This is a genomic window from Pseudomonas sp. GW822-FHT04H02 (assembly GCF_058800645.1).
This window is the reverse complement of the sequence record NZ_JBXAMM010000009.1, coordinates 81678-89362: the sequence shown is the minus strand read 5'-3', so window position 1 is coordinate 89362 and position 7685 is coordinate 81678. Positions and strand designations below refer to the sequence as shown.

The following is a 7685-nucleotide window of genomic DNA, read 5'->3' as shown; positions in this document are numbered from 1 at the left end:
GGTGTCGACGCTGTAGATCTGCATCACGCCCTGGTTGGTGGCCGCCTGGGCCAGGGTGTTTTGCTGCTGCTGCGCCGAGACCGAGTTCTGGAACAGGATCGCGGTGGCCTGGGCCATGGATTGGTAGATGGTGCCCATCGCCATGGCCGGCGCTTCGGCGACGACCTTGACGTTGGTCTGGGTGACGGCATCGGTGATTTGTTCGTTTACAAGTGGCATGGCTCAACTTCCTTTGTTAGGCACACGGAGCATTCCGTGTCATTGAGTGAACGTGGCAGCCCTGATGCTGTGAAGCGGGGCTTGAACGGCCTTGCGGTTATTTCAGGGGGCCCTTATTGCCCACCGCCGGCGGTCAGTTGCTTGAGGGTGTCTTCGACTTTCTGCGACAGCCCGGCCATCCGCGCCTCGACCGCGGCTTTCACCTCCTGCTGGACCAGGGCGCTGATCATTGCCTTGAGCTGCGGATCGTCCGCCGGGAAGCTGGCCGGGGACAGTGCCGGCGCCAGCGCCGCCGCGGCGGCTGCAGCGGCGGCGGTCGTCACCAGGCCGGCCCCGGGGGGCGATACCGACAGCGGCTCCTCGGACTCGGCGGCCGCCAGCAATTGGCGCAGCACCAGCTCCCGCGCCTGGGGATCGGCCTTGCCCGCGGCGGCGGAACCGGCCAGTTGATCGATGATCTGCCGGGTGCGCAGCCCATCGGACTGCATCAGCTCCGTGGCCCGCTGCCGCGCCTGATCGACGCTCTGTTGCGCGGCCCTGGACATGTCCAGCGGCTTGTCCTGGGCAAATGCCTCCAGTACCTGGCGCTCGACCTGGGTCAACGGGCGTTTCAGATACTTCTCGGCAAAGCCGAATATCGTCGCCATCGGGGTCTGCTCTTCATTCGCCATTGCATGCTCCTTACTCAATGAATGACGTTGAAGGGCTGGGCACCGGGTCCGTCGAACTTCAACGCCAGGGGGAAAGCCTGTGTCGCGGTCATGCTCCTGGCCGTGCAGGCCCCGGGCACCTGGCGCGCCCGGGGCGCTTGCTCAGGAGGACGGTGTGCGATTGGCCAGGGTGCTGCTGTACTTGGCGATGCTCTGGTCGATCTTGTCGATGGCCACGCCGGCCGCGTCGGCCTCCATGGCCCCGGCAGCCGCCGCCACCGCTGCCGCCGCGCCCACCAGCAGATCGGTGACCAACGCGCCCAGGGCATCCTCGGCAGCCCCCTTGACGTTCTCTTTGACGATGTTCTCGGTCATCTGCTTGAGCAGCACCGCCTGGGCCGCCAGGGCCAGCTTGCTGACCCCGTCGAAATACCCCGCCGCCGACTGCGCCACCAGGCCGGCGGCCTGGCTGATCATCATGTCCGGCGCTGCTGCGATCTGCGCCGGGGCATAGCTGAAGGTCTGGGCATTGCTGAACTGCACCGCCTGGACAATCTGGCTGTTCAGGGCATCGGTGCTGTCGCTGCTGGGCGTGCCGGCCTGCTTGAGCAGGTGCGCGTTCATCGTCTGCATCATCGAGGGCTGCGCCGGGCCTGCAGGCGATGGCGCAGGATCGGGCGCCGGCGCGCTGGCTGTCGAGGCGGCGTCACCGGCCATCGCCGAGGGTGCCTCAGGCTCGGCGGCTACTGCAGCGGCGCCAGGGTCGGCCGCCGCGCCGGCGCTTTCATCGGCCGCAGCTGCGGGTGGGGTTTTCTTCTTGAACCAGGCCATGACGATTCTCCCGGGCGGTCAGCCCTACTCGCCAATCGCCATGATCAGCGCCACGGCCTTGGACACCACCGCATTGGAGATCTGGTTGAGCGCCTGCTGGCTGTTGACCGCGTTCTGCAGCGACAGGCCGGCCGAGTGGCTGGCCACCTGGTACAGCGAGGCGATGGCCTGGGCCGGTGCCTCGGCCACGACCTTGACGTTGGTCTGGGTGACGGCATCGGTGATCTGCGAGTTGACCATTGGATCGGGCATACATCTCTCCTTAGATGGAATGGCCCACCGCAGAAGGCGGCGGCACCGGCTACAGCATCGAAAACAGGCTCACTGAACAGGAACGCCCGAGCGAGCCGGCTGTGAAACCTCAGGCCACATCAACGCAACTGCGCCCGCAACAGCTGCACATACTTGCGCGCCAAGGGCTGGTTCATGCCCAGCTCGGCGGCGATGTGGGGATAGGGCAGGTCGTCGACAAACTTTAGTTCAAAGAGGCGGCGCTTCTTCGGCGGCAGTTGCGCCACCCGTCGACTGAGCAGGGCCAGGGTCTCCAGCAATTCCACCTGGTCGAGCACCGACATCTGCGGGGCCTCCAGCTGCTGCAGCGGGTCATCCTCGAGCCCGGCGAAATCCACAAACAGGCGCTGCTCCCGGGCCTGCCGGCGGCAGCTGTCGACAAACACATGATCGAGCACCAGGAACAGAAAGCCCTGGGGGTCGCGAATCCGCTCCGGCGAGCGACGAAAGAACAGCAGCGCCTTGATCGCCGTGGCCGCCAGCCACTCTTGGGCACCATCGGCGTTGCCCCGCGCCAACTGCCGGGCGCGGCGCTGCAAACCGGGCAATACCGCCCTCCAGCTGGCTTCGAACAGTTGGTCCGGCAGGCCCGCTTGCAGGCCGCCCGGCATGGAACAGTTCATCTCCTGCACCTCCCTGTGCCCCGTGATTGCACGGTTCTGGCTGCAGGTTGCGCGCAGGTACGAAGAAGCTTCAGCAGGAAAAACTGCCACTACGGCCCGGGTTTCCGGGGGTTGCGACGGACAAGCACCAGCCGATGAAAACCGGCGTGGACGCCCCGAGTCGACATAGGTATGATGTCGCCCGCACTGCACTCGTAGCTCAGCTGGATAGAGTACTGCCCTCCGAAGGCAGGGGTCGTGGGTTCGAATCCCGCCGAGTGCGCCATCTTCAGCGAAAAAGCCCCAGGTCTTACGGCCTGGGGCTTTTTTGTTGATCCGCGATGCAAAACGGCGCGATGCCCGGACGGCACCCCGCACACATGACGGCCCTGGGCTGTCCTGGCGAAGCGCAACTTGCTACATTCGCCGCCCCCGGACAGGAGGTCCCGATGCTGCGCCATCCCCTGCACAATCAACCCTTCGAGCCCCAGATACGCGACTGGGTCACCTGGTTCATGGGCTATGACATGCCCCCGGCCCTGGATGCCGAACTGAACCGCTACAACCCCAATGACCCGGACGACCGCGAATACCTGGTCCGCCACTACGGCCTGATGCGCCACGGTTCCCGGGAAAATTTCCGGCATCGACAGCGGCTGGTGGAGGTGCTGCAAGCGGCCCTGGATGACCCGGACTACGACTTCGAACAGATCTGGGAGCCCATCGAGGACGACTACGAATACGATCAGTGGCCCAGCAACTGGCCAGGGGTGATCGACAACAGCCGGGACCTTTTCCAGCGCCTGCTGAACGCGGCACGGGAGCGCTGGCAGGAAGACCTGGTCCGCGCGCAATTGCCTTCGCTGGCAGAGTGCCGGGCAATCCCGCACCGTGAGCGTTTCGGCGGGGATTGGCTGTTCGGCATCGACAACCCTGAAGCCTGGCGGGCCGAGTTCGATGTGACCGCCACGCCCTATGACCTGGAGACCCAGGGCCCGCAGTTCCAGGGCGAGCAACTGAGCCTGCACCTGAGCGGTGAACTGCCGCGCTTGTCTGTGCCTGCCAGCTGGCCGGTGATCGAGGCGGCGACCCACTGCAGTTTCGTGCTCAAGGTCCAGGGCATCAGCGAACTGGCGGTCAGCGGCACGCGCTTCGACGGGCGCATGCGCACCCAGCTCACTCGCCTGGGCCCCGGTTATCACCTGCGCCTGGAAATCGGCTTCGATTGCGTGATCGAATGCGTGGCGTTATCTGTGAGCATCGCCGACGTCAAGGGAACACCCGATGAAAAGCAACTTTGAAGTGGCTCTGGAGCGCGAGGAAGTGCTGCAGTTCTTTCGCGGCCAGGGCCAGTACCTGACCCGGGACGGCGATTGGGACGAGCACCTGTACTGCATCAATTGGCCGGGGATCTTCGCCTACTTGCGGGACAATGCCGACGGCGCACAGCAACTGAGTGCCAGCTTCGAGCGCTACGCGTACAGCGTCGAGGAAAGCATTGAGGACTGTTTCGGCCTGCGGGAAAACCTGTTCTGCTACTACTCGACCCGAGCCCGCTGGGCGCCCGAGAGTGTCGACCTGCTGGGGCAATTGCCGGAGCCCTGCCGGCGGCGGATCGTGCAGCGCCTGAGCTGGTATCGTTGGCAAGTGGAAAACCACGCCCGGCTGCTGCCGGAACGGGCCCGGCGCATGACCGCGGACGGTGCCTGCGCCGAGTTCATCGAGTTGCCCGCCACCCCCTACGCCTGAGCGCTGGGGCTGCCGGATCACTCCTCCTCGACGGCGTCGGAGTGCGGGGCCGCCTGATCGTCTTCGTCGTCGGCCTGCTGATCGAGGTCCTCGCCCTCTTCAAGGCCAAAGTCCTTGCGGCTTTCCTTGATGGCCTGGCGCAGCTCCGCGCCCTTGATCGGGCAGTTCAACATTGCAGCAATACGGTCGATGCGGGGTGCCATGACCGGCCTCTCACTTTCTGGAAACTGGGCAGATAGTGCGCGTTTTCCGCTGCGACAGCCAACCCCCGCACCTTATTGACGACGCAAGGCTTGCAGGCGCGCGTCCAGATCCTCCTGTGGATAAGTTTCCTGCAGCTGGAGCAGCAGCTCGGCCGCCGCGCGGTTCTGGCCCTCGTCCCATAGACGCAGCACTGTCTGCAGTTGCTCATTCAATCGCTTGATCGCCCGGGGCGCGGCCGGCGCCGACATGCGCTTGGCCAGCTTGCTCGACTCGGCCCTGGGCTTGGCCATCGCAGGTGGCGCTGCATCAGCGGACGCTTCCATCTCCGGCGCCGCGGCAAAACTGCCGACAGGGGCCGCCGGAGCGATGGGCGAAGGGGCAGCCGGCTCAGGGACGCTCAAGGCCCCGGCCAACTCGGCGGAACGTGGCGCCGCCTGGCGTGCCATGGGCGCAGCTGGGGCTGGAGCGGGCGCAGGGACAAAGGCCTGCTCTTGTGGATAGTGCTCCGGGGAAGGCCGCAGCAAACCGATGACCAGCGCCACGCCAAACAGACTGGCAAAAGCCAGTTGATAACGCGGCCGCAGGCAGGCCTGCATCCAGCGTTGCCAGAAGCCGGGCTTGGGCGCCGGGGCTTCGCGGCGGGCAGTGGCCAGGATCAGGGCGTCGAGATGGGCCGGTGGCTCCTGGGTACTGTGTTGGCGGATATGCGCCAGCATCTGCTCTTCGGGGGTTGGGGTCTGTCGGGCGTCAGTCATGTGAGTACCTCCTCGGCCAGGAGCCGACGCAATTTTTTCAACGCATAGCGGAAACGGCTTTTCACCGTTTCCAGGGGAGCCTGGGTCAGGCTGGCGATTTCTGGCAGTTCCAGGTCGCCGTGGGCCCGCAGCAAGAACACCTCGCGCTGGTCTTCGGGCAGGTCCTGCAGGGCGGCTTCGATACGCTGCTGGTCGCGGCACAGGCTCAGTTGCTGTTCGGGGCCGGGGGCTTGGTCGGCTTCACCGTGCAGTTGTTCGTCATAGCTGTCGTGCAACGGGTTGCGCTGGCCGTGCTTGCGCCAGTGGTCGATCAAGCGGTTGCGGGCAATCTGGTACAACCAGGTCCGGAAGCTGGCCCGGCCCTGGGGCTGGCTGGTGCTGCGGATCAGGCTGAGCCAGGTTTCCTGGTAGACCTCATCCGCCAGCTCGGCCTTGCCACACAGGCTCAGCACAAAGCGATACAAGCCCTGGCGATGGCGCTGGTAAAGCACCTCGAAGGCCGCGGGGTCTCCGGCACGGTAACGCGCCAGCAGCGTTTCATCGCTGCTGGCGTCGCTGGTGGATTGGGCAGCAGACATAGGGCGGTTGAACTCCTGTTCACTGCGGGTCTGAGGTCTACTCAAGGCGGCTCTGCACTTGGCTCAAGTCCACGGGCTGCGCCGCCTGGGCTTTCGGCGCCTGAGTTTGCAGGCTTTGCGCCAGCTCCACCAGCTGTACGAACTCGCCTCGCAGGCCGTAAGGGTCGGCACCCTTGGCGCCCTGGGCCAGCTTGACCGTGTCGGCCAGGCTGAAGTTGCCGGTGTAGCGGCCGTCCTTGAGCTGCTGGGAGAACGCCGCCACGGCTGCGGCGAAGCGCAGGTCGGGGCTGGCCGCCGCCAGGCTGCCCGGCTGCTGGGCACTGATGGGCCGTTCGATCAGGCGGCTGCTGCCGCCTTCCGGCGCCTTGTAGCGCAGCCGCAGCATGGCCAGTTCGCCCTGCTTGCCACTCTGTTGCGGCGCCTTGGCCTGGGTATAACGCAGCGGCTCCAGCCAACCCTTCTCGCCAGCCGGGACAATTTCATACAACGCGGTAACCGTATGCCCTGCACCGATTTCCCCGGCGTCGACCTTATCGTTGCTGAAGTCTTCTCGCTTGAGTGCACGGTTCTCATAACCCAGCAGGCGGTATTCGCTGACCTGGGCCGGGTTGAACTCCACTTGCAGCTTCACGTCCTTGGCCACCACCGCCAGGGTCGAGCTGAGCTGGTCCACCAGCACCTTGCGCGCTTCGCGCAGATTGTCGATGTAGGCGTAGTTGCCGTCACCGGCATCGGCCAGTTGCTCCATCAGGTGCTCGTTGTAGTTGTCCACGCCGAACCCCAGGGTGGTCAGGGAGACACCACTCTTGCGCTTCTCGGCGGCCATGGCCTTGAGGCTGTCGAAGTCGCTGACGCCGACGTTGAAGTCGCCGTCGGTGGCCAGCAGGATGCGGTTGATGCCCTGGTCGATAAAACCCTGCTGGGCCATCTGGTAGGCCAGCTGGATACCCGAGGCGCCCGCCGTGGAACCACCCGCGGTGAGCTGGTCGATGGCAGTGCGGATCTTCGCCTTGTCACGACCGGACGTGGGCTCCAGCACCACCCGTGATTCACCGGCGTAGACCACCAGCGACACCCGGTCCTGGTCCCGCAGTTGATCCACCAGCAGCTTGAGGGTGCTTTTCACCAGGGGCAGGCCTTCACGGCGATCCATGGAGCCGGAGACATCCACCAGGAACACCAGGTTGGCCGGGGCCAGCTCCGCCACCGCGCGATCCGATGCCTTGATGCCGATGCGCAGCAGGCGGGTATGGGGATTCCACGGCGACGGCGCCAGCTCGGTGGTCACGCCAAAGGGCGAGCCGTCCGTGGGCAGGGCGTAATCGTAGGGGAAGTAGTTGACCAGTTCCTCCAGGCGCACCGCGCCCTCCGGCGGCAGGCTGCCCTGGTTGAGCAAGCGGCGGACGTTGGCATAGGCACCCGTATCGACGTCGGCGCTGAAGGTCGAGACCGGTGCTTCGGCGACGCTGTGGATCGGGTTGTCCGGCAGTTTCTGGTACTGCTCCCGGGGCTCGTCGCGGTAACCGGCCACCAGCGAATCCCGTGAGCTAATGGGCGCCGGCATCGGCGCTGACAACCTCATGGGATGCACAGCGCGCTTGGCCATGGTGGCATCGGCATGCTGCACCTCGTACTGCGCTTGAGGCGCAGCCTGCAATGCTCCCTGGGTTGACGAGCCGGCAGCGGATTCGGGCTTGGACGACACACCACAGCCGGCAACTGCCAGCAACAGGCCGGCGGCAAAACCCTGGGCGGCCGGACGAAGGAAATGCACGGGAAGGGACATGGGGCTGACCTCGGAAAGAA

General features: G+C 65.5%; 11 protein-coding genes and 1 tRNA gene. 3 read left to right on the top strand and 9 right to left on the bottom strand.

The window, feature by feature from the left end; translation table 11 throughout:
• The 5 genes from AC1RMG_RS29980 to AC1RMG_RS29960 form a co-directional block, all read right to left on the bottom strand.
• A partial coding sequence (locus AC1RMG_RS29980) for a RebB family R body protein (protein WP_368995990.1) occupies positions 1–219 on the bottom strand: 219 nt, incomplete at its 3' end.
• A gap of 113 nt (positions 220–332) precedes the next feature.
• Positions 333–890, bottom strand: a complete 558-nt coding sequence (locus AC1RMG_RS29975) for a hypothetical protein (RefSeq protein ID WP_493170890.1) — start codon at positions 888–890, stop codon at positions 333–335.
• A gap of 141 nt (positions 891–1031) precedes the next feature.
• Positions 1032–1700: a hypothetical protein gene (locus AC1RMG_RS29970; RefSeq protein ID WP_011058561.1), complete on the bottom strand. Its 669-nt coding sequence runs from the start codon at positions 1698–1700 to the stop codon at positions 1032–1034.
• A 24-nt stretch (positions 1701–1724) separates the two neighbouring features.
• Positions 1725–1952 (bottom strand): RebB family R body protein, encoded by a 228-nt coding sequence (locus AC1RMG_RS29965; protein WP_011058560.1) that lies wholly within the window; start codon positions 1950–1952, stop codon positions 1725–1727.
• A gap of 119 nt (positions 1953–2071) precedes the next feature.
• Positions 2072–2614, bottom strand: a complete 543-nt coding sequence (locus AC1RMG_RS29960; protein ID WP_072443737.1) for an RNA polymerase sigma factor — start codon at positions 2612–2614, stop codon at positions 2072–2074.
• Positions 2615–2802: 188 nt separating this feature from the next.
• Here AC1RMG_RS29960 and AC1RMG_RS29955 point away from each other — a divergent pair.
• The 3 genes from AC1RMG_RS29955 (at position 2803) to AC1RMG_RS29945 (ending at position 4342) form a co-directional block, all read left to right on the top strand.
• Positions 2803–2879, top strand: a tRNA-Arg gene (locus AC1RMG_RS29955).
• Positions 2880–3042: 163 nt separating this feature from the next.
• Positions 3043–3894 carry a hypothetical protein gene (locus AC1RMG_RS29950; RefSeq protein ID WP_015633705.1) on the top strand — a complete coding sequence of 284 codons (852 nt, stop codon included), beginning with the start codon at positions 3043–3045 and terminating at the stop codon, positions 3892–3894.
• Positions 3878–4342: a hypothetical protein gene (locus tag AC1RMG_RS29945; protein WP_011058557.1), complete on the top strand. Its 465-nt coding sequence runs from the start codon at positions 3878–3880 to the stop codon at positions 4340–4342. The genes AC1RMG_RS29950 and AC1RMG_RS29945 overlap by 17 nt, the downstream gene beginning before the upstream one ends.
• A 17-nt stretch (positions 4343–4359) precedes the next feature.
• On the opposite strand, the gene AC1RMG_RS29940 is transcribed toward AC1RMG_RS29945, so the two are convergent.
• The 4 genes from AC1RMG_RS29940 to AC1RMG_RS29925 form a co-directional block, all read right to left on the bottom strand.
• A complete protein-coding gene (locus AC1RMG_RS29940; protein ID WP_011058556.1) occupies positions 4360–4545 on the bottom strand; it encodes a hypothetical protein in 186 nt (61 codons plus the stop codon).
• A gap of 72 nt (positions 4546–4617) precedes the next feature.
• Entirely contained in the window at positions 4618–5301 is a 684-nt protein-coding gene (locus AC1RMG_RS29935; protein ID WP_077933180.1) for a hypothetical protein, read from the bottom strand.
• Entirely contained in the window at positions 5298–5879 is a 582-nt protein-coding gene (locus AC1RMG_RS29930) for an RNA polymerase sigma factor (protein ID WP_011058554.1), read from the bottom strand. Before AC1RMG_RS29930 ends, AC1RMG_RS29935 begins: the two co-directional genes overlap by 4 nt.
• A 37-nt stretch (positions 5880–5916) precedes the next feature.
• Positions 5917–7665, bottom strand: a complete 1749-nt coding sequence (locus AC1RMG_RS29925) for a vWA domain-containing protein (RefSeq protein WP_145713590.1) — start codon at positions 7663–7665, stop codon at positions 5917–5919.
• Between the last annotated feature and the right edge of the window lie 20 nt (positions 7666–7685).